The 1,868-nt window shown below is 64.3% G+C and carries 3 protein-coding genes and 1 pseudogene; 2 read left to right on the top strand and 2 right to left on the bottom strand.

The features are described from left to right. Positions 1 to 148, bottom strand: a 148-nt coding sequence (locus Y708_RS31035; protein ID WP_035776007.1) for a DUF5997 family protein, incomplete at its 3' end; no start/stop codon positions are given. 32 nt (positions 149 to 180) lie between these two features. Between Y708_RS31035 and Y708_RS0110900 the strand changes: the two genes are divergently transcribed. Further along, entirely contained in the window at positions 181 to 876 is a 696-nt protein-coding gene (locus tag Y708_RS0110900; protein WP_253905775.1) for a LysR family transcriptional regulator substrate-binding protein, read from the top strand. Between the two features lie 65 nt (positions 877 to 941). On the opposite strand, the pseudogene Y708_RS31030 reads toward Y708_RS0110900, so the two are convergent. Next, positions 942 to 1,082, bottom strand: a pseudogene (locus tag Y708_RS31030) (DUF5997 family protein); the annotation flags it as partial. A gap of 32 nt (positions 1,083 to 1,114) precedes the next feature. Here Y708_RS31030 and Y708_RS0110895 point away from each other — a divergent pair. Next, a complete protein-coding gene (locus Y708_RS0110895; protein WP_253905775.1) occupies positions 1,115 to 1,810 on the top strand; it encodes a LysR family transcriptional regulator substrate-binding protein in 696 nt (231 codons plus the stop codon). The last annotated feature ends 58 nt before the right edge of the window (positions 1,811 to 1,868 follow it).

Raw genomic sequence — 1,868 nt, 5'->3', positions numbered from 1 at the left:
ACTCGGGCGGATTGGCTTGGAGCTCGGCGAACTCTGCCCGTGTCACCTCATTGTCCTGAAACTCCAGCGGCGCTGCTGGCAGGTAGACGCCCAGCTTCTTGGCTGCCGTGGTCGGTTTCAGTGTTTGTGGGGTCTTTGCGGGGCTCATAAGTTAACCCTAGCTTGGGTTACTGTGAGGGAGTGTCTGACCCCCAGTCCAGCCCTCTCCGCATTGGCTTTGTGCCCGGTGTGACTCCGGGCAAGTGGGTGGGCCGCTGGCGCGATCGCCATCCCCGCAAGCCCGTTGAGACAACCGAGTACGACGACGGCCCGCTGGCTTCCGCGCTCCGGGATGGATCCGTGGATATCGCCTTTATGCGGTTACCCGTGGACCGTGAATCCCTGAGCCTGATCCCTCTCTATGAGGAGCAGGCCGTGGTGGTTGCGTCAAAAGAGCATGAACTGTCCCTGTTTGAGGATGTTCTGCTGACCGATCTTGCCGCGGAGAACCTGTTGGACGTTGCCGAATGCGGCGGATTCCAGTCCGCCGTGGAGGTGGCCGCGTCGGGGGCAGGCGTGGTGATACTGCCGATGTCCGTGGCGCGGCTGCATAGCCGCAGGGATATGGTTGCTCGGCCGGTTACCGATGGGCCGGTGACGGCAATCGGCGTTGCCTGGCTGGCCGATCACACCACCGAGGACATCGAGGAGTTCATCGGCATTGTCCGTGGACGGACCGAGCGCAGTTCACGGCAGCCGTCTGCACAGAAGGAGCCCGCGCCCAAGAAGAAACCAACGGCCCGCGGCGCCACTTCCGGGAAGCCCCGCGGCATGCGGGGACCTAACAAGCGGGGCAAACCCGGCGCGCCGGGCCGCGGGCGCCGTCCTACGCGCTGACTCGTAGGCCAACCGGTGATCGACCAAGCGAGGGACGACTGGACCAACCGGTGATCGACCAAGCGCGGATTGGCTTGGAGCTCGGCGAACTCTGCCCGTGTCACCTCATTGTCCTGAAACTCCAGCGGCGCTGCTGGCAGGTAGACGCCCAGCTTCTTGGCTGCCGTGGTCGGTTTCAGTGTTTGTGGGGTCTTTGCGGGGCTCATAAGTTAACCCTAGCTTGGGTTACTGTGAGGGAGTGTCTGACCCCCAGTCCAGCCCTCTCCGCATTGGCTTTGTGCCCGGTGTGACTCCGGGCAAGTGGGTGGGCCGCTGGCGCGATCGCCATCCCCGCAAGCCCGTTGAGACAACCGAGTACGACGACGGCCCGCTGGCTTCCGCGCTCCGGGATGGATCCGTGGATATCGCCTTTATGCGGTTACCCGTGGACCGTGAATCCCTGAGCCTGATCCCTCTCTATGAGGAGCAGGCCGTGGTGGTTGCGTCAAAAGAGCATGAACTGTCCCTGTTTGAGGATGTTCTGCTGACCGATCTTGCCGCGGAGAACCTGTTGGACGTTGCCGAATGCGGCGGATTCCAGTCCGCCGTGGAGGTGGCCGCGTCGGGGGCAGGCGTGGTGATACTGCCGATGTCCGTGGCGCGGCTGCATAGCCGCAGGGATATGGTTGCTCGGCCGGTTACCGATGGGCCGGTGACGGCAATCGGCGTTGCCTGGCTGGCCGATCACACCACCGAGGACATCGAGGAGTTCATCGGCATTGTCCGTGGACGGACCGAGCGCAGTTCACGGCAGCCGTCTGCACAGAAGGAGCCCGCGCCCAAGAAGAAACCAACGGCCCGCGGCGCCACTTCCGGGAAGCCCCGCGGCATGCGGGGACCTAACAAGCGGGGCAAACCCGGCGCGCCGGGCCGCGGGCGCCGTCCTACGCGCTGACTCGTAGGCCAACCGGTGATCGACCAAGCGAGGGACGACTGGACCAACCGGTGATCGA

The organism is Arthrobacter sp. H5 (assembly GCF_000520595.1).
GTDB lineage: Bacteria > Actinomycetota > Actinomycetes > Actinomycetales > Micrococcaceae > Arthrobacter_D.
Note: the sequence above shows the minus strand (reverse complement) of the source record. Positions and strands in the feature narration are given on the sequence as shown.